At 65.5% G+C, this 18,890-nt stretch carries 16 protein-coding genes and 1 tRNA gene; 7 read left to right on the top strand and 10 right to left on the bottom strand.

Features of this window, described 5'->3' with window-relative positions; all coding sequences use genetic code 11:
• Positions 1 to 160 precede the first annotated feature (160 nt).
• Complete coding sequence (gene mnmA / locus OCH7691_RS15825) at positions 161 to 1,288, top strand: tRNA 2-thiouridine(34) synthase MnmA (RefSeq protein WP_085884566.1); 1,128 nt, start codon at positions 161 to 163, stop codon at positions 1,286 to 1,288.
• Positions 1,289 to 1,311: 23 nt separating this feature from the next.
• Here the strand turns inward: mnmA and OCH7691_RS15820 are convergent, their stop codons facing one another.
• Both OCH7691_RS15820 and OCH7691_RS15815 read right to left on the bottom strand, forming a co-directional pair.
• On the bottom strand, positions 1,312 to 3,033 hold the full coding sequence (locus OCH7691_RS15820) for a putative bifunctional diguanylate cyclase/phosphodiesterase (protein ID WP_085884565.1): 1,722 nt from the start codon (positions 3,031 to 3,033) through the stop codon (positions 1,312 to 1,314).
• A gap of 237 nt (positions 3,034 to 3,270) precedes the next feature.
• Positions 3,271 to 4,782, bottom strand: a complete 1,512-nt coding sequence (locus OCH7691_RS15815) for a putative bifunctional diguanylate cyclase/phosphodiesterase (RefSeq protein WP_176245105.1) — start codon at positions 4,780 to 4,782, stop codon at positions 3,271 to 3,273.
• Positions 4,783 to 5,382: 600 nt separating this feature from the next.
• On the opposite strand from OCH7691_RS15815, the gene OCH7691_RS15810 reads away from it, so the two are divergent.
• Positions 5,383 to 5,459 (top strand) — tRNA-Met (locus OCH7691_RS15810).
• A 98-nt stretch (positions 5,460 to 5,557) separates the two neighbouring features.
• Here OCH7691_RS15810 and trhA read toward each other — a convergent pair.
• Together trhA and OCH7691_RS15800 are read right to left on the bottom strand one after the other, a co-directional pair.
• Entirely contained in the window at positions 5,558 to 6,202 is a 645-nt protein-coding gene (gene trhA, locus OCH7691_RS15805) for a PAQR family membrane homeostasis protein TrhA (protein ID WP_085884563.1), read from the bottom strand.
• Positions 6,203 to 6,278: 76 nt separating this feature from the next.
• The gene (locus OCH7691_RS15800; RefSeq protein WP_085884562.1) at positions 6,279 to 6,689 is read right to left on the bottom strand and encodes a cupin domain-containing protein; all 411 of its coding nucleotides are present in this window, start codon (positions 6,687 to 6,689) and stop codon (positions 6,279 to 6,281) included.
• A gap of 273 nt (positions 6,690 to 6,962) precedes the next feature.
• Here OCH7691_RS15800 and OCH7691_RS15795 point away from each other — a divergent pair, with 273 nt between their 5' ends.
• The 3 genes from OCH7691_RS15795 (at position 6,963) to OCH7691_RS15785 (ending at position 9,234) form a co-directional block, all read left to right on the top strand.
• Positions 6,963 to 7,646, top strand: coding sequence for a glutathione S-transferase family protein (locus OCH7691_RS15795; RefSeq protein WP_217808077.1), 684 nt, complete (start codon positions 6,963 to 6,965; stop codon positions 7,644 to 7,646).
• A gap of 26 nt (positions 7,647 to 7,672) precedes the next feature.
• Positions 7,673 to 8,167: a VOC family protein gene (locus tag OCH7691_RS15790; RefSeq protein WP_085884560.1), complete on the top strand. Its 495-nt coding sequence runs from the start codon at positions 7,673 to 7,675 to the stop codon at positions 8,165 to 8,167.
• Between the two features lie 335 nt (positions 8,168 to 8,502).
• Entirely contained in the window at positions 8,503 to 9,234 is a 732-nt protein-coding gene (locus OCH7691_RS15785; RefSeq protein ID WP_176245104.1) for a TylF/MycF/NovP-related O-methyltransferase, read from the top strand.
• A gap of 57 nt (positions 9,235 to 9,291) precedes the next feature.
• On the opposite strand, the gene OCH7691_RS15780 is transcribed toward OCH7691_RS15785, so the two are convergent.
• The 5 genes from OCH7691_RS15780 to OCH7691_RS15760 all read right to left on the bottom strand — a co-directional run bounded on the left by OCH7691_RS15780 (position 9,292) and on the right by OCH7691_RS15760 (position 15,372).
• Entirely contained in the window at positions 9,292 to 10,254 is a 963-nt protein-coding gene (locus tag OCH7691_RS15780; RefSeq protein WP_085884558.1) for a sulfotransferase family protein, read from the bottom strand.
• Between the two features lie 271 nt (positions 10,255 to 10,525).
• Positions 10,526 to 12,580 (bottom strand): hypothetical protein, encoded by a 2,055-nt coding sequence (locus OCH7691_RS15775; RefSeq protein WP_139839746.1) that lies wholly within the window; start codon positions 12,578 to 12,580, stop codon positions 10,526 to 10,528.
• 235 nt (positions 12,581 to 12,815) lie between these two features.
• Positions 12,816 to 13,205 carry a YbaN family protein gene (locus tag OCH7691_RS15770; RefSeq protein WP_085884556.1) on the bottom strand — a complete coding sequence of 130 codons (390 nt, stop codon included), beginning with the start codon at positions 13,203 to 13,205 and terminating at the stop codon, positions 12,816 to 12,818.
• A 71-nt stretch (positions 13,206 to 13,276) separates the two neighbouring features.
• Positions 13,277 to 13,918, bottom strand: a complete 642-nt coding sequence (locus tag OCH7691_RS15765) for a glutathione S-transferase family protein (protein ID WP_085884555.1) — start codon at positions 13,916 to 13,918, stop codon at positions 13,277 to 13,279.
• Positions 13,919 to 13,980: 62 nt separating this feature from the next.
• Complete coding sequence (locus OCH7691_RS15760; protein WP_176245103.1) at positions 13,981 to 15,372, bottom strand: MATE family efflux transporter; 1,392 nt, start codon at positions 15,370 to 15,372, stop codon at positions 13,981 to 13,983.
• A gap of 95 nt (positions 15,373 to 15,467) precedes the next feature.
• Here OCH7691_RS15760 and OCH7691_RS15755 point away from each other — a divergent pair, with 95 nt between their 5' ends.
• Entirely contained in the window at positions 15,468 to 15,911 is a 444-nt protein-coding gene (locus OCH7691_RS15755; RefSeq protein ID WP_085884553.1) for a winged helix-turn-helix transcriptional regulator, read from the top strand.
• 180 nt (positions 15,912 to 16,091) lie between these two features.
• Complete coding sequence (locus tag OCH7691_RS15750; protein ID WP_176245102.1) at positions 16,092 to 17,435, top strand: alpha/beta fold hydrolase; 1,344 nt, start codon at positions 16,092 to 16,094, stop codon at positions 17,433 to 17,435.
• 24 nt (positions 17,436 to 17,459) lie between these two features.
• Here OCH7691_RS15750 and OCH7691_RS15745 read toward each other — a convergent pair whose 3' ends face one another.
• Positions 17,460 to 18,815 carry a tetratricopeptide repeat protein gene (locus OCH7691_RS15745; RefSeq protein ID WP_085884551.1) on the bottom strand — a complete coding sequence of 452 codons (1,356 nt, stop codon included), beginning with the start codon at positions 18,813 to 18,815 and terminating at the stop codon, positions 17,460 to 17,462.
• Positions 18,816 to 18,890: the final 75 nt, after the last annotated feature.

Raw genomic sequence — 18,890 nt, 5'->3', positions numbered from 1 at the left:
GGCTCTTGTTCTATTTCGCGAACATCATTCAACGGTATAATTTGAATGACTTAAATAAACTTGGGGTTGCCGTCCTAGTTAGCACTGCGAGCCGGCGCCGTGCAACAGCGGTTCTTGCACCCGGCTTGCCTTGCCCGCCGGGTCTCCTATATTCGCCGCCATGCAGCCGCTCGTACCCGGAAAGCCGCCGTCGGAGACCCGCATCGTTGTCGCGATGTCGGGTGGCGTGGATTCATCAGTCACGGCGGCCCTGCTGAAGGAGGCGGGGTACGATGTCGTTGGCATCACGCTTCAACTCTACGATCACGGCGAGGCGGTCGGGCGGAAGGGCGCCTGCTGCGCCGGGCAGGATATCCGCGACGCCCGGCGGGTCGCCGAGAGCCTCGGCTTTCCTCATTACGTGCTCGACTACGAAAGCCGGTTCCGCGATGCGGTGATCGACGATTTCGCCGATTCCTACCTGCGCGGCGAGACGCCGGTGCCCTGCATCCGCTGCAACCAGACGGTCAAGTTCCGCGATCTCCTGGACACGGCGCGAAGCCTCGGGGCGGAAGCCCTGGCGACCGGCCATTACCTGCGGCGCGCCGAAGCCGCGGGCGGCCGGGCGACACTGCACCGGGCCCGGGACGAAAGCCGCGACCAGAGCTATTTCCTGTTCGCGACCACCGCCGAACAGGCCGATTATCTGCGCTTTCCCCTTGGCGACATGAACAAGGATACGGTCCGGGCCCATGCCGAGCGGCTGGCGCTGCCGGTCGCGACGAAGCCGGACAGCCAGGACATCTGCTTCGTGCCCCAGGGCAAGTATCACGAACTGGTGGCGAAGCTGCGGCCCGGCGCCGCGGCCGCGGGTGATATCGTCGATCTGTCCGGCGCCGTGCTCGGCCGTCACGAGGGCATCCTGCGCTACACGATCGGCCAGCGGCGCGGCATCGGGATCGGCACCGGCGAGCCGCTCTACGTCGTCCGGCTGGATCCGGAGCGGAACCGCGTCGTCGTTGGCCCGCGCGAGGCGTTGCTGGTCGCGCGGGTCACCCTGAAGGAGGTCAACTGGCTCGGCGATGGGCCGCTCGGTGAGGCCGGGGCCGAGATCTCGGTCAAGCTCCGCTCGACCCAGGGACCGCTGCCGGCGCGCGTTTTTGGCGCCGCCGACGGCTGGGCGGAAATCGAGCTGGCCCGGCCGGAGGGGGGCGTTTCGCCCGGACAGGCCTGTGTCTTCTACGATGGCGACCGGCTGCTCGGCGGCGGCTGGATCGTCGCGACGGAAAGCGCGGCCAGGGCAGCCTGAGCGCGCCGGGTGCGAAGGCCGGGTCAGTTCAGGCGCGGCTGGGGTGACCGGAGCGGGGCCCGACCTGTTGCGGCGGGCGCGAGCGCTGGTGCGCGCGTGTCGGAACCGCGCGCCTCAGGCGCACTTTCCCGAACGAAGTCCACCAACTTGTCGACCGGCATCGGGCGGGCAATGAAATAGCCCTGCCCGGCATCGCAACCGAGCACGGAAACCGCGTCATAGTCCGACTTGGTTTCGACCCCTTCGGCGATGATTTCGAGGCCGAGCAGGCGGGCGATATCGACGGAGATCCGGACGAGATCGCGATTGCGCCTGTTCTCGGCCAGGTTCTGCGTGAAGCCGCGGTCGATCTTGAGACCGGTCGCGGGCAGTTGCTGCAACCGGACGAGGGTCGACGAGCCGGTTCCGAAATCGTCCAGCCAGACCTTGATGCCGGCATTCGTGAGCTCGCGGAGTGTTTCGGTGATCGGCCCGAGCGAGTCCTGCGCCATGAGCTGGGTCTCGGTCAGTTCCACGCCGAGGGCGTCGGTCGGCAGGTTGTGACGGGCGAGCGCTTCCCTGACGGTACCGACGAAATCCCGGCCCACGAGATTCTGCGGCGACACATTGATGCACACGCCGATACGTTCGCTTCTCCATAGGGGTCCGATCTCGTCCAGGGCCCGGTCCAGTACCCAGTCGGTGAGCGGCTGGATCAGGCTGGACTGTTCCAGGATCGGCACGAAATCGCCCGGCGGGATCGGCCCCAGGTGCGGGTGCTGCCAGCGCAGCAGGGCCTCGACATGGGTGACCCGGCGATCCTCGCAACCGAGCACGGGCTGGTAGACAAGGTTCAGTTCGCCTTCGGCCGAGAGCGCACGGCGCAGGTCGCCCAGCAGGGCGAGATTGTGTTGCACCCGGCGCTCCATGTCGCGCTCGAAGACGGCGAACGGCTGGCGGTTCTGCCGCGCATGATCCTGGGCCAGCCCGGCATGGCGGATCAGCATCCGCGGCGCATCGCCGTGCTGCGGAAACCGGGAGGCGCCCATGACCGGCTCGACGTGAAGCAGAGCTTCGCCGACGGAGAATGGCGGAGCGAGGGCCATGATGCAGGAATGCGCGAGCGCGCGCGCCTTGTTCAGGCAACGATCCGGCAGGATGACCGCGAACTGATCGGTATGCAGCCGCGCGACGGTTGCATCGCGGCCGATCGCCTCGCGCAGGCGGCGCGCCGCCTCCAGCAGGACCAGATCGGCGATCGATTTTCCGAAGTTCAGGGAGACTTCGCTGTAGCAGTCGAGGCTGAGCGAGAAGACAGTGAACGGGACCGCGTCGTTCGCGCGCTCATTCAGCATCGTGCGCAGGATCTGTTCGAAGCCCCCGGCATTGTAAAGCCCGCTAAGCCGGTCCTGGTTGGTGATGCCGAGGGCGATGTCGTTATGCCCCGCATCGATCCAGTCGCATGAGCCGATGATGCGGACGACTTCTCGTGACTCCGGGTTCAGTTCGGGCTTGGCCTGCAGGCGCGCGAGACGCACGGCGCCGTCGGCAAGGCGAAATCGCAGGACATCCTCGACCGTCTTTCCGGCGAGCAGATGGCAGAGCCGGGCGTCGACAAGGCTGGCCCCGTCGGCCGTGACGAGACGGCGCCACGGTCCCTCGGCCTTCGGGCATTCCTCCGGAAGGTCGATCTGGGGTGAAAGGTCGCCCGCTGTCCACTCAAGGCGCCACGACCCCCGGGTACTATCGACATATGAGAACAGCATTGCGACAAAATCCCCCGGCACGCGAACTTCCCCGGAATTTAGTGCTTCACTGCTAATTTATTGTTGACGTGAGGCGACTCTGTTCGAATTTCCGGTCGCCTCCGGCAATTTCTTGCGTATTCCTTCTCGGAATTGGAATTGAGCGATCAGTATCAATGCAGTCCTGTGAAAATGGCACCCGGGTTGATCGTCCCGTTCGCTCGACTTCGAGATCCCTGGCCGCCGCACGCGCCCGGTTCAGGAGCCGGGCGTTTCTCCAGCCCTGAGAAAGTCGGCGAGCTTGTCGATCGGCAGCGGATGTCCGACGAAATAGCCCTGGCTGGCATCGCAGCCGAGCACCGAGACGGCGTCGTAGTCGGACTTTTCCTCGATGCCCTCGGCGATGACCTCGAGGCCGAGCAGGCGCGCGATATCGACGGATATCCGCACGAGGTCCCGATTGCGCCGGTTCTCCGCCAGATCCTGCGTGAAGCTGCGATCGATCTTGAGGCCGGTTGCCGGCAACTGCTGGAGCCGGATGAGGGTCGACGCACCGGTGCCGAAGTCGTCCAGCCAGACCTTCACTCCGGCATTCGTCAGGGCGCGAAGCGTCTCCGTGATCGGGCCGAGCGATTCCTGCGCCATGAGCTGGGTCTCGGTCAGTTCGACGCCGAGGGCTTCGGGCGGCAGGTCGTGCCGGGCGAGGGCTTTCCTGACGGCGCCGACAAAATCCCGTCCAACCAGATTCTGCGGGGAGACATTGATGCAGACGCCAACGCGGGCGCTACTTTTCCAGAGCGGTGCGATCTCCTCGAGCGCCCGTTGCAGGACCCAGTCGGTGATCGGCTGGATCAGGCTCGACTGTTCCAGGATTGGCACGAAATCGCCCGGCGGAATGCGTCCCTGCTGCGGGTGATCCCAGCGCAGCAGGGCCTCGACATGGGTGACCCGCCGCTGCTCGAAACTGCGTACCGGCTGGTAGGCCAGTTTCAGCTCGCCTTCCGTCGCAAGCGCGCGGCGCAAATCGCCCAGCAGGGCGAGATTGTGCTGGACCCGCAGCTCCATCTCGTTTTCGAAGACCGCGAACTGCTGAAACATGTGCCGGGCGTGATCCTGCGCCAGTCCGGCATGGCGGATCAGCAGGCGCGGAGAATCACCGTCAAGCGGGAAGCGGGAGGCCCCGACAACCGGTTCGACATGAAACAGGGCCTCGCCGACGGAGAATGGCGAAGTCAGGGCGGCAACGCAGGACTGTGCCACCTGACTACATTCATCCGGGCCGCAATCCTGCATCAGGAGAATGAACTGGTCGGTATGCAGCCTGGCGAGAATGCCCGACAGGCCGACGGCGTTGGCAAGCCTGCGCGCCGCGTCGATCAGAACGCGATCGGCGAGCGACTTGCCGAAGGCGAGCGATATGTCGCTGTAGCAATCAAGGCTGATGGACATGACGACGAACGGGTCGATGTTCCCAAGTCTCCGGTTGAGCAGGCTGTCGAGAAGTTCCTCGAACCCGACCGAATTGTAGAGGCCGGTAAGCTTGTCCTGACTGGCTGTTCCGGTCGATTTGCTTTTGCTGCCGTTATCGACCCAGTCGCAGTAGCCGACGATCCGGAAAACCTCGCGGGTTTCGGGATGGTATTCGGTCTTCGCCAGCAGTCGCGCCTGTCGTATCGATCCATCGTGAAGCTGCAATCGCAACATATCCTCGATCGCTTCACCGGCGAGCAGGGCCGCGATCCGGCTATCGGCAGCGTCGATACCGGTCATCAAATGCTCGCGCCAAGGGATTTCAGTTCTTGGGCATTCCTCCGGCAGATCGACCTGCGGCGATATGCCGCCCGCAGTCCAGTCTAGGCGCCACGCGCCGCGACGATCGTCAACGTACGAAAACAGCATTCTCGAATATCCCCCCCAGGACGCAATCTCCCGCAATTGTACCGCGCTATTTCAGCAAATCATGATTAAATTTGAAACAAATTGAATCGCGGTAGAGAACAGCGTTAAGAAAATCGTTAACGCTAAACGAAAATGCGCCGCGATCATCCTCAAGTTCGTGCGTCAGTTAGTATAGAGTGCGAAATGACTGCGGGTAATATACCGTTGCGAAGGCAATGTTACTCGCAAGTGTTCCGTTTTGGTTGCATAGGGTTATTGTAATTTCAATTCTTCTGACTCTGGCGGCCGTGACGTGCTCGCCCTAGCCGTCGCCTTCGTCGGTCGCGATGGCGCATATCGTTCCGCTGAAACATGGCAGGAGCGGCCCTGCCTGCGAGCCCTTCGGCCCCGCGGCGGATCCTGCAGAGCCGGGGCGCTGGATGCTTGACAGGGCAGGGGCGGCTCCATTAATGGAAGCGGTCTCGACCCTGTGGCGGGGTAGCTCAGCTGGTTAGAGCAGCGGAATCATAATCCGCGTGTCGGGGGTTCAAGTCCCTCTCCCGCTACCATTCGAAAGGCCCGCGGCGCAGCAGCATCGCGGGCCTTTTTCGTTTGGCCCCGGGTTCCGGGAGGTTGCCCCGACGCGCCACGCGACAGGGCGGGGCCGTCAGGCCGGGCCGGCGCCGTCGAGCATGAGGAAGACCGCGGCATAATGGCAGGCAGCCGCGCCGAGCACGAAGGCGTGCCAGATCGCGTTGTGATGGGGCAGTCGTTCCCAGAGATGGAAGGCGACCCCGGCGGTATAGAGCAGCCCGCCGAGCCCGAGCAGCACCAGCGTGGTCACCGGCAGCACCGACACCAGCATGAATGCCGCCGGCAGGCCGATCCAGCCGAGCGCCAGGTAGATTGTCACCGAGGCGCGGTCGAGCGAACCCGGGCCGGCCAGCTTGAAGAGCGCGCCGGCGAGCGCGACCGCCCAGACGAGCGCGAGCAGCGCCCAGCCGACCCAGCCGCCAAGGGCGACGAGACTGAACGGGGTATAGGTGCCGGCAATCATCAGGTAGATCGCCGCGTGGTCGCAGCGTCGCAAGACCCCCTTCCAGAGCGGGTCGCTGACGAGATTGTAGGCGGCGGAGAAGCCGAGCATCGCGAGCAGGCCGGCGCCGTAGATTGCCGCCGTGACGAAGTCCCGCGTGGCCCCGTCGGCGGCGACCGCCAGCAGGACCGGCACGGCAACGACGGCCAGCAGGACGCCCAGGCCGTGGATCAGGCCATCGATCAGTCGTTCGCTGCGGGAATAGTCCGGAAACATGCTTCGACCGAGATGGGGTGGTCCCTCCGGCGGATCAACATGGCTGTGTCAGGCTGCCACAGAGGCGCACGCCGGCTCAGGGCGCGCGCGGATCCTCCGCCATCGAGTGGTCGGTCGGCGTCGGCGTCATAGTCAGCACGGTGACGCCGGCGGGCGACTGAAACTTGTGCCAGCAGCCCCTGGGCACCATCGTCACCATGCCGGCGCCAAGGCGGAGTTCGGCCCGGCCCGCGTCGGTCAGGATCGTCAGCAGGGTTTCCCCGGCAATCACCTGCACGAACTCGTCGCCGTTCGAATGACGTTCCCAGGCGCTTTCTCCCTCGAAGCTGCCGGCATAGATGCCGCATCGTTCCGATCGGGCGAGCGTGGCGAAAACCGGGTCGGTGTCGCTTGCCGGGCTGTCCGGGCGGCGTCCCTTGAGGACGGGAAGCGGCGCAATCGCCGCCTGTATATCGACTACGGCGGGCAGGGCACTCGTCTCGGTCATCGTTTCATCTCCAGCAACATCTGTGCGTTCGTGACTGTCCGGCCCGGTCCGGCGGACAGTCCTTTCTGCCGTGTACCGGCCCTGATTGTCCACGTCGACACTCCGGATCGTTTCCGGACGCCGTCTCGTATCGGCGGCGATCCCGGTTTATCCTGCTTCACCGTGCCCGGCCCCTTGTCGCGACCGATCGCGACGCAACCTTATGGTTGAAGGGGCGGGGGACCGTTTGACAACGCTCGCCGGCCGCCTGCAATGGCAACAGGGGTGGAGACCATGAAGCTTCATGTCATCAAGCCGAGCGTCAACAATCTCGCGGTCAGGGTCTTCGTTCGCGCGGCCGGGATCGCGGTCGAAGAGGTCGATGCCTACGGGCAGACCCGGAGCGACGGATATCTCGCGCTCTGTCCGGCGCACATGACGCCGATGCTGGAGGAACCCGGCCTTGCCGGCGGCGCGCTCTGGGAAGGCTGCGCGATCATGCAATATCTCTGCAACAGGGACGGCCTGACCCGGTTCTATCCGGCGGACCCGGCAGAGCGGGCGCGCCAGGACAGTGCGATGTTCTACGTGGTCGGCACGCTCTATCCGCTGCTCGCCCGGGCGACCTACCCGGCGCTCGGTTTCCCGCTCTATCCGGGCGAGGTCGGCGCGAGCGACGCGGACGACGCCGCGAAGAAGGCGGCCCAGGCGGCGGCCACCGCTGCGCTCGCCGATCCGCTCGCGGTGTTCGGGAAATTCTATCTGGCAGGCCGTCCGTTCATTGGCGGCGACGCGCCGTCGATCGCCGATATCCGTTTCGCCGCCAGCCTGGAATTCCTTGCGGCCATCGACTATCCGCAGCCCGACTGGCTGACGGCATACCGTCACAGGATTGAGGCGGCATTGGCCAGCGCCTGGTCGGAACCCGCGGCCGACGTTCGTGGCTATCTCGACTATCTGCGCTCGAAAGTCGCCTGACGCGCAATGACAGGAGGAGAATCATCGTGATACGCGGACTGCACCACAATGCCTATCGCTGCCGGGACTCGGAGGAGACGCGGAAATTCTACGAAGACTTTCTCGGCCTCGAGTTCGCCCACAGCCTGGAAGTCGGCGAAACCAAGACGGGCCGGGAGACATCGTTCCTGCACACCTTCTACCGCATGGGAGACGGCTCGTTCCTCGCATTCTTCGAGGTTCCCGGGAGCCCGTTCGAGTTCAAGCCCCAGCATGACTACGACCTGCATATCGCGCTCGAGGTCGATCGCGCGACCCTGCTGGCGATGTTCGAGAAGGGCAAGGCCGCCGGCATCGAGACCCGCGGAATCTCGGATCACGGCTTCATCGATTCGATCTATTTCCGCGATCCGAACGGCTATGTGATCGAACTGACCGCGAAGCGCGACAATCACGACGCGGCGGTCGAACCGGCGTTGAACGACGCCCGGGCCAAGCTCGATTCCTGGCAGCGTCGCAAGAAGGCGATGGCTGCCGAATAGGGAATCGCCGCGCGCCGTCGCGGAAGCGACGACCACGATGGGCAAGGCTGTCCCAGGCGGGTCGCTCCGCTCGGGACAGCCCTTGATGCTCCGATTCGATGCACAGGTTCACAGGATATTGAACCTCCTCCCCGGGCGTGTCGTTCGCCCCGGGTTGGAAGGAGCAGCAAATTCTGATAATTATACCTTTCGTATATGAATCCTGTCATGGCGAAACGATGTGGGCGCGTTGCGCGCGTTCCGGAGTTTTGCCGGCGGAACTGAATGCCGGGGACTGTGTTCAGCGATTGATCGGGGCACTTGAGGCCCGAGAAACAAATGAAAGGCGCTGCCCCATGAAAACCCGACAGATCATTGCACGAACTTTGCAACAGGCCGGCCTGAACCGGTTCGCCCACCGGCTCTATTACAACCATCTGCACGGATTCCGCCCGGCGGTGCCGGAGACGGTCGACGCGGTGCGGCTGGCGATCGGAGAGGCGGCTACGGCCGGTACGCTGAACGGACGGGACTATTACGAGTTCGGCCTGTTCAAGGGCTACAGCTTCTGGCAGGCCCAGGTTGCCGGGAATCGCCATGACGGCCATGACGTCCGCTATATCGGCTTCGATTCCTTCAAGGGACTGCCCGAGGTCGATGGCATCGACAGGACCGAGAACGACGAATTCTACGAGGGGCAGTACCAGTGCGCGAAGGAGATGGTCGTCGAGCAGCTCGACGAGCGCGGATTCGACTGGTCCAAGGCGCTCCTGATCGAGGGCTATTTCGATGAATCGCTGGTCCCGGACCTGTATCGGAAACATGATCTCAGGCCGGTATCCGTGGCGCTCATCGACTGCGACCTCTATTCCTCGACCCGCGATGTGCTGGAATTTCTCGAACCGCTGATTGCCGACCGCAGCATCCTGATCTTCGACGACTGGAATTGCTTCGGTGGTGACGACAAGCGCGGACAGCGGCGGGCCTTCGCGGAGTTCCGGGAGCGGAACCCTCAGTTCATCGCCGAGCCGATGATGCGCTACGGTGCCTATGGACAGGTGTTCAGGATCGGCCGCCACGGGAACTGAGGCGGCCGATGGCCGGATTACGACGACCGCGGCCTGAATTCGGTTAGTTGGGCGGGGTCAGATGTTGAAGAGACTGCCGGGTTTCGAGCCGCGCACGATCGCTTCGATCCGGGCGACCGTTTCCGGTTCCAGTTCGTTCCGCCACTTTCCCACTTCCGCCGCCGGCGAGCGGCTGATCTGGAAATAGCCGGGATTGTTTTCGCCCGTCGCGTCGAGGGACTGGATGAATTCCGCCGTCTGTTCATTCCAGGACAGGTCGCAGAAGTCGAAGATCTCGCGGGTCCTGGTCTCGGTATCGGCGCAGAGTTCGTCATGGGAAACGACGTGATAGTTCTCCCGCCCGTCCATCTCGTTCATGACCTTCTCGTTCATGATCATCCACTGGCAGGCGATCTGCTCCTCGATCGAGAGGGCATTCAGCGTCTCGGCCGTGAAACCGCGTTCCCGGGCTTCGTCGAGCGCCGCGATATCGTCCATGAACAGGTTCTTCTGCAGCAGCTGCGCCTTCAGTCCGCGTAACCGCGAGGCAACGTGACCGCAGGGATGGCGCACGATGTGCAGGACGCGGGCCGACGGCCGTGCGCGGGCGAAAAGCGTCGTCCGGCCAAGCGAATTGACCGATTTCACGACGGGCACGATCTGCTCGCGGTCGGCCTCGCGGATGAGGTCAGGCACGGTTGCTCCCGCGATGACCGGAACCGGGCCGGCGACCCGTTGCGCCGCCTTCACGCCGTATACCCATAACCTGTGCAGGCTCTGGCGCGTGCGGCATCGATAGGATTTGCTGAACAACGGCAACGAGCCGGCCGTCTTCGCGGCGCGGACCTCGGTCAGCCGTTCGAGGTAATCGCGCGCCAGGGGAACGTGGTCGTCAACCTCGTCGGCCGCTGGCAGGAACGGCAGGCGATCCTCCATGTGGATCGAGTCTGGTTCGTGCCGGTAAAGCGTTGCCGGGTGGCTATCAAGAAGCTTGGCGAGCCAAGTTGTCCCGGAGCGTCCGCTGCCGATTACAAGTATCATCCGATGTCCATCCAGTGTTGCTGCCAAAAGTCTCCCAACGCCAAGGAAGCCTGCAGATACATTACGTTACATATCCATAAATAATGCGTGAATCAGGGGATACCAGCCTCTCCGCGTTCGCGGATTCCGCTTTGTCGACCGGTGTAACACCCTGGGTTGATCGGGGTTCCCGTGGGCCGCCGTACCGGTTCGGCGGGTCGGGCTTTCGCCGGCCTGCCGGGTGACCGGATCGGATGGCGCCGGAGGATGGCGCGTCCGGTCGCCCCGGTCGTCAGGGTGGGCAGGCGCCCGGGCCGAGCGTGACGCGCACGACCGCCGTGCTGCCGCCATGGCCGGTGAAGACGGTTTCCCGGGCGGTCTGTCTCGCCCCGAACGCGGCCTCGAGCAGTTGCCGGGCCTTCGCCGTGTCCGGCTCGATCAGCAGCCAGATCTCGCCGGCCGCGCCGGCATAGCGGCACAATGCGCCGGGTTCGCTAAGCAGCGGCCGGTTGGCCCACAGGTCGACGGTGCCGCCGCGCCGGCTGTTGTTGTAGAATTCCTCGTCTTCACGGAACAGATAGACCGCGTGCTCGCGCCGCAGGTAATGGGACGCGGGCAGCAGGTCGACGACCACGACCGGTGCGTCGGCCGGAACGGTTTCAAGGGCGTAGCGTGCCGCGCCGGCGGCATCCCGCCGCGGATACCAGGTCGCGGCATAGGGCGCGAACGGGCCGCTCCGGTATGTGACGTCGGCGCTGGCGGTGGCCATCAGGTGGCGCGGGTGGAAATCGCCCGCGATCGCGAAGAGGCCGAGGAAGACGGCCACCGAAAGCGCGGCGCGCAGCTGTCGCGGCGCCAGCCGCCCCGCCACATCGTCGATCGTCAGGACGATGGCCGTGAGCAGGAACGGATAGATGAAATAGGCGTAGCGGGTCGTGGGATAGAGCGTGTTGAAAACGCCGAAACACATCAGCGTATAGAGCGCGACCATCGCCGGATGAAGGGCGATCTCGCCGAGCGGGCGCCGGGCCAGGGTGGCGAGAATGTAGAAGATCGAGAAGAACGCCAGAAGGCCGAGCCAGGGCAGTTCGAGCGACCAGGGCAGCAGAACCGAGCGATAGAGATTGGGCCAGCCGAAGAAGGCGAGGCGGAAGCCCCGAACCGGTCCGGCGTCGGCACCGAAGGCGCTGAGCCACCCCTGATCGAGGGTCGCATAGATCAGCCAGCCGATGGCGATCAGTATCGCGAGCGCGATCCCGGCAAGGCGGCGCGTCGGCTGGTCCGCGACCCGATGCACCTGGTACCGGAAGAACAGGATCATGGCGATCAGCGCGGCGGGGAGGAAGAGATGTGCGGCCGTGAACAGGATCAGGGCGACGACATAGAAATCGGCGATCCCGATCCCGCGCAGGCGGCGCGCCAGCAGCGCCAGCACCAGGCCCACCACGCCGACCGCGCCGAGCACGACCGCGAGATGCATCAGTGGACTGGTCGCAAGATGGAAGAAGGGCAGTTCGGGCAGCCAGAGCGGCCCGTCGTTCACCAGCGGTGATACGAAACCTTCCGGAAACCTCGCCTCGGCCACACCGATCGCACGCGAATCGGTGCGCGAGAGGGCGAGGCTGAAGATCAGGACCGCGGTGCCGGCCAGGCCGTAGCGGACCCGCGCGGCGAGACCGCCGAGACGTGGGCGGTAGTCCGGCAACAGCAGCCCGAGGAACAGGAACGGCACCAGGAAAAGCGCGAGCGAATGCGTCAGCACCGCCAGCACCGCGGCAAGGTGGGGCAGGTAGCGTGCCGGGCCGCCCTGTGTTGCCGCCGGCCCGGTCAGTGACCGGTGCAGGGTGATGAAGAAGACAAGGGTGACGAACTGCAGCGCCGAATACATCCTGAGGAAGCGGTCGAATTCGACCTGCCAGGAAGAAACCAGCAGGGCGATCGTGACCGCGGCGATCAGGTGCCAGCGCGCGAAGCGGCGCAGGTAAAAGACATTGAGGATGATGGCGCCGAGGCCGAACAGCAGCACCGGCAGGCGATAGGCGGCACTGTCGCCGACGCCACCGCCGCCGAACAGCAGGGCCGAGGCTGCGGTGACATATTGCAGCGTGATCCCGCGCAGGTAATAGCCGCCGGTGGCGAACTCGGGCAGGCCACGGGCGAGCAGATTGTCGACGCTGGATACGAAATAATATTCGTCGACCGCGAGGCTGCGCCCGCCGAAACCGGCGAGCCGGGCATAAAGGCCGACCGCGAGGGCGATCGCCAGCAGCACGAAGATGAGGATGGTCAGCCAGCGCGGCACCATGCTGTCGGCCATGTGACCTGTCGATGAGCGGTCGAGGCTCACGCGTGCATCCCTGCGGAAGTCGGGTTCCGGCACTCGAGAACGTGGTGGGGCGCGGACGCACCGCGCAGACCGGTTGTCGGCATGGCTGTTACGAGCGGCCCCCCTTGCAACTGCCGGATCGCGGGCAGTGCCAGCGCGTAGTACGCGTCATGATGATCCTAATGGCGTCATGGACGTTACGAAATCGCATTCTAATAGACCACCAGCGTGTAAAGGGAGTCTTACGGGCAGGGTCTCAGTTTTCTTTGGCGCCGATGTCGGCACGGACCCGGCTCGGCCGCGAGAGGATGACGGTGGCGCCGACCGCCATCAGCGCAGCGGCCGAGGCGATCGCCCAGGGCGGCGCGGCGGAGAAGACGACAAGCCCGACGAGGCTTGCGGCCATCGTGGCGATCGCGGTCAGCTTGGCGCGCAGCGGAATCACGCCGTGGTCGCGCCAGCGCCGCAGCGGCGGCCCGAAGCGCGGATGGTGATAGAGCCAGTCGTGCAGTCGTTCCGAGCTTCGCGCGAAGGCCCAGAGCGCCAGCAGCATGAAGGGTGTCGTCGGCAGCACGGGCAGGACCACGCCGGCGATGCCGAGCGCGACGCAGACGAATCCGAGCAGCAGGTAGAGGCGGCGGTGCATCAGGCGAACCCGGAAGGCGAAAGGGCCGGAAGAGCATAAGCCCGTGTCCGGCCGCTGTCGCGCTCTCCGGCTCAGCAGTAGGGCGGGGCGATACCCTCCGCCTCGAAGGCGCGGATGACCGACGGCCGCGCCGACAGTCGCTCGACGAAGGCGCCGAGACGGGGGCGGGTGATCGCCGGTCGGGCGATCTTCCGGCTCCAGCGCGAGACCATCAGCAGGTAGGGATCGAGGGCGGAGAAGCGGTCGCCCAGAAAATAGTCGCCGCCATGCTCGGCGAACGCGTTCTCCAGCAGATCGAACATCTGGCCGAGCCGCTCACCGGCGTGGGCGTTGATTTCAGCGCGTCCGGCCTCGCTCTCCGACCAGCGCTCCGGATAGTAGAAGGTAAGCACCTCGGTCTGGATGGTGTTCGTCAGATACATCAGCCATTTGTAGAAATGCGCGCGTTCGGCGGACCCGAGTTCGGGCGCGAGCTTTGCCTCCGGATGCCGGTCCGCCAGGTGGAGCGAGATCGCCGCCGTCTCGAAAAGCACGAGGTCGCCATCGATCAGCACCGGAATGCGTCCGCTCGGATTGAGCTTCAGATACTCCGCGCTCTTCTGGGCATTCTTCTGGCGATCGACGAGTGCCAGTTCATACGGCGCGCCGATTTCCTCGAGCAGGATATGCGGCGTCAGGCTGGCGTTTCCGGGATAGTAATGCAGCGTATACATCGGCTCTCTGGCTCGCTTCTGGGTTGCAGGCGGCCCGAGAGTGGCGCGAAGCCGGACATTTGTCACGCGGTCCGGTGTCCGGCCGGGGCGCCTGCCGGCGATGGCGCGTGGCCCCGGCCCCAGCCGGCGAAGCGGATCGCGATCGCGGTGGCGACGCCATAGGCCGCCATCGCCGCGGCGACCAGCGCGAACAGCCATTCGAGCTGCGGTGCGGCGTCGGCGAAGAGATAGAGCCCGCCGGCGAAGACGACGCCGAGGCGGAGCACGGAGGCGACAACCGGCCAGAACACCCTGCGCGCGCCCTGGGAGGCGAAATAGAGCGCCAGCCCGAGCCCGAAGAAGGCGTAGAAGGGGCCGACCATCCGGAGATAGGTGGCGCAGGCGGCCCGGACCGCTTCGGACTGGCTGAAGAGATTGGCCCAGAGCCCTGGGTGGAGGGCGAGAATGATGCCGATCGCGCCGGTGATCGCGGCCGCGCCGAACGCACCGGTCCAGGCGATGCGCTTGCCGCGCGCGATCGCGCCGGCGCCGAAATGGCCGCCGACCATCATGATCAGGGCCGCGCCGATGCCGAAGATCAGCGGGATCATGAGGAATTCCAGCCGGGCCCCGATGCCGTAGCCGGCGAGTGCTTCCTCGCCGAGGCGCGAGACCAGGCCCGTGGTTACCACCACGGTCGCGATCGACGACAGCGGAGAGATTGAAGCCAGCAGGCCGACGCGGAGCAGACTTGCGAAATGACGGAAGGCAATAGTCTGGCCGTGGGCGCGCAGGGTGATTTCCGGACAGGCCTTCGCCAGATAGACGATCTGGAACAGCGCTGCGATGCCGTAGCCGACGACCGCTCCGATCGCCGCGCCGGCGATACCGAGCACGGGCAGCGGACCGATGCCGAAAACCAGGAGACCCGAGACGACGACCTGGATCGAGGCGGCCGTCATCATCGCCGTGGCGGCGATCCGCATGCGGCCGGTCGCGCGAATGATGCTCGAAAGCGAGTTGCTCAGCCAGACCGCGACGCATCCGGCGAAAAACATGTCCGAATAGGCGAGCGCCTGCTCCAGCGCCGCCCCGGTGCCGCCGAGAACGACGTAGATGGGACGGCCGGCGCCGATGAACAGCGCGGCAGAGGCCGCGGCCAGAAACACAGCCACCAGGATGGCATGAAATGCCAGCGTCTCCGCGCCCTCCCGGTCACCGCCGCCGAGCCTTTGCGCGACCGCGCCGGCGATGGCGCCGCCGACGGCGCCGGCCGACAGCATCGTCGTCAGCATGAACATCGGGAAGGCGAGCGCGAGGCCGGCGAGGGCGGGGGTGCCGAGATGCCCGACATACCAGGCCTCGGCCATCGATGTCGCGAACATGAAGACCATGGCGACCACGTTCGGTGCCGCCAATCGCGCAAGGGTCGCACCGATCGGTGCCGTCAGGATCCAGTCGGTGCTCTGCTTCACCAGCCTCGTCTCCATGAGTTCAAAAAATGAACTATATATTTTGACAGATGCCGGTTTCGGTTCAAAAAGTCAACCAAATCGAATAGCATGGGCCCATGACCGCACGGAATTATGCCCAGCACCGCTGTCCCATCGCCCAGAGTCTCTCCATCGTCGGCGACCAGTGGACATTGCTGATCATCCGCGACGCCCTGAACGGAAAACGTCGCTTCGGCGAGTTCCTGGACAGTCTCGGGCTCTCGCGGAACCTGCTGACAAACCGTCTGGCCGAGATGGTGGAGATGGGGCTGCTGGAGCGTGTCGCGCTACCCGGCACCCAGCGGGAAGGCTATGCGCCCACGGCAAAATGCCGGGACCTGCAGCGCACCCTGCTGTCGCTCGCCGCATGGGGCGACCGCTGGCTTCCGGCGCCGGAGGGCAGGCGCGTGGTGACCCGAGAACGGGGCAGCGGCCGTCCGGTTTCGCTGCGTTTCTGCCGGGACGACGACGGGATCGCGATCGACGACCGCGCCCTCGAGGTCATTCGTCATTCTCGTTAACCGGGAATAATTTCCGGGCATCTGCGTCTTCCCGTTACCCCTTCTTCCCGAACTTGTTACCGCGCCGCGATGATCGGACCGTCTCGACCTGTTATGGTAGGCGGCCCGGAGAATGCGGGTGGAGCAGGCCGGCCGACGGAGAAAAGATCGTGCCCGGCTGCAATGGGAGGATACGGAAGCATGCGCAAACTGATCATGGCCGGGGCGATCCTGCTCGCCGCCGGGGTCGCCGGGACCGCCGGTCCCGGTTTCGCGGCAGCGGCCGAACCAATGCCGATTGTCTTTGTTCACGGTGACAGCGACACCGCCGGCCGCTGGATCGTCCAGGTCTGGCGATTCGAATCGAACGGCTATCCGCGCGATCGGATCTATGCCGTGGACCTCGACCATCCGGGCTCGGGGAACGACGACACCAAGCCCGAGGAGAACCGCTCGACCACTGTCGATGTCGCCGCCCAGCTCGCCGGCGCGGTGGCCCGGGCGAAACTCGAGACCGGCGCCGACAAGGTCGTTCTGATCGGCAATTCGCGCGGCTGCAACACGATCCGGAACTATGTCCGCAACGGCGGCGGCGCGGCCAATGCGGGGCTGCTGATCCTGACCGGCTGTCTCAACCACGGCGTCTTCTCCTTCCCCGGCGTCAGCATGGGCAGCGAGTGGAACGGGGCCGGGAATTTCCTCTCCGGACTGAATGCGGGATCCGAGGTCACTCCCGGAATCGAGACGGTGACGATCCGCTCCGACAAGTTCGACCTCTATGCCCAGCCGACCGGCGAGGCGATCGGCATGGCCGGCAAGCCGACCGGCATCGATCACGATACCGCCGTCCTGCGCGGCGCCACCAACCTGGTGATCGAGGGGGCGGACCATCGCGAGACCGGCTATTCGGCCAAGGCCTTCGCGATCATGTACAAGACGATCACCGGCCGGGCGCCGATGACCAACGACGTGGTCGCGGAAGAACAGATCGTGCTGAATGGCGAGGTCAGCGGCTGGGTCAACGATCGTCCGACCAACCAGCCGGTCGCCGGTGCCCATGTGATGGTCTTCGAGACCAATCCCGACACCGGCGAGCGCGTCGGTGAAGCCGTTCATGACAGGACGGTCGGCGACGATGGCCGTTGGGGTCCGTTCGAGGCGAAGGCGGATACCACTTACGAGTTCGTCATCGAGGCAGGCGATTACGGCACACATCACATCTACCGCTCGCCGTTCCCCCGCTCGTCGGAAATCCTCAATCTCCGCCTCGTCTCGGCCCCGAAAGGTGCCGAAGGGGCCGTGGCGGCGGTCAACATGATGCGGCCGCGCGGCTATTTCGGCCGTCAGCGGGACCAGATCGCGCTCGGCGGCGAGATGCCCGCGGACATTCCCGACACCGCCGTCCCGATGGTCTGGAAGACGACAAGAACTCTCGACTCGGCCGAGCCTGCAACGGTCGTCGGCAGCTATAACGGCGAGACCATCGCGGCCAGGAGCTGGCCGGCCGCGGACGGCCATACGGTCTGGATACAGCTCACCTACTGACAGGGTGCCGGCGGTCGCCTTCGCTCAGGCGAGCGCGGCCGCCGCGTCCCGGTAGGCGACCCGTCCGGGCACGTCGACGAAGCCCGCGCCGGCGATATCGGCCAGCGCGATCGAGAGAATGTCGCGGCGGTCGAGCTTCGACGCCGAATCGACCAGCAGGATGAAAAACAGGTCGCGCTGGGCATGCGACCCGCCCATCCGCCAGAGCGCCCGCCGGGCCGGCAGGAGATGCCGAATAACGGCCTCATGGTCGCCCTTGCGATGGGCCAGCGCCGCCTTGGCGGCGGGGATACCGGCGGCCAGGTAGACCGGGCCGAGCGTGCCGTCGTCGGCATGGGCGAAGGTCGTCATCGAAGCGATCGCCGTTTCGGCCTCGGCGAAGTGCCCGGCGGCGGCGAGGATCGCTACATAATGCGCGCTGGTGAACGGGCTAGAATGATCGTCCAGCCGTTTCAGGGTGAGTTCGGCAAGTTCGTCCCAGCGGTCGCCGACATCGATGCCGCGCAGTTCGAGCCGGATCAGCATCGAGGCGCCGTTCTGCATGTCGATATAGAGATCGGGCATGCCTTTCAGTACCGGCAGGTCCCGGTTCCGCACCCAGGCGTCGTAGATCGCCAGCGCGGCGTCGGTTTCGCCGCGCTCGAGGTGGAACAGACAGCGATGCCACCAGAGATGCAGCGACATCTGGTTGGCCATGGCCCAGTTGTCCTTCAGGCCATCAAGCCAGGCGATGCCGTCCGCATGCCTGCCCTGCATGATGAGAACATGGGCGACGGCATGCGTGCCCCAGACCTCGGCCGGGTCGCGCGCGACGGACTCCCGACCGATCCGCTCGGCCTCGCCGAACTGGTGTGTTTCCTCCAGATCGAAGGCGCGGCAGCCCAGATGCGCGCTGTAACCGGGAATGTTCTCGTTCCAGGCCGGCGCGACGCGACCGGAAATGTCGGCCGACCAGGCCATCTCGCCCAGCCAGAAAAGCTCGAACTGCGCCAGCCGCTGGGCCAGGAGATCGGTCGGGTCGGCCGCCAGGATCTGCTCGTAAACCGATACCGCCTCGGTGATCCGCCCGGCCGACGCGGCGGCCAGGGCATCGACGTAGCGCCCTTCGCGGGCGCTCATCGCGCCGCGCGCGGCGTTGGCGGCCTTCAGCGAGTCCACGACCATCGGGCGGAAGGCGGCATTCCGCGTGCCGTAGAGCAGCAGGCCGTGCAGGGCCTGGGCGAAGCCGCAGGCGGGATCTGCGGCCAGCGCCGCCTTGACATGGGGCATCAGGTCCGCGCGCCAGTGCAGGAAGTTCTCGAGCGCGGTGAAGATCTCCGCCGCCGCCAGCGCGTTGTCCGTGCTGATCCGGTAGCCGCGCGCATCGTGGAAGACCGCCATCGCCGCCTCCTCCGTTGTCCGGGTATTGTCGGACGGTAGCGGATCGGTGCGTCATCGGCCATAGGCGCAGGCATC

The sequence above is a fragment of the Oceanibacterium hippocampi genome, assembly GCF_900172325.1.
In the GTDB taxonomy this organism is placed as follows: domain Bacteria; phylum Pseudomonadota; class Alphaproteobacteria; order Sneathiellales; family Sneathiellaceae; genus Oceanibacterium; species Oceanibacterium hippocampi.
This window is presented reverse-complemented; position numbering and strand designations above follow the sequence as displayed.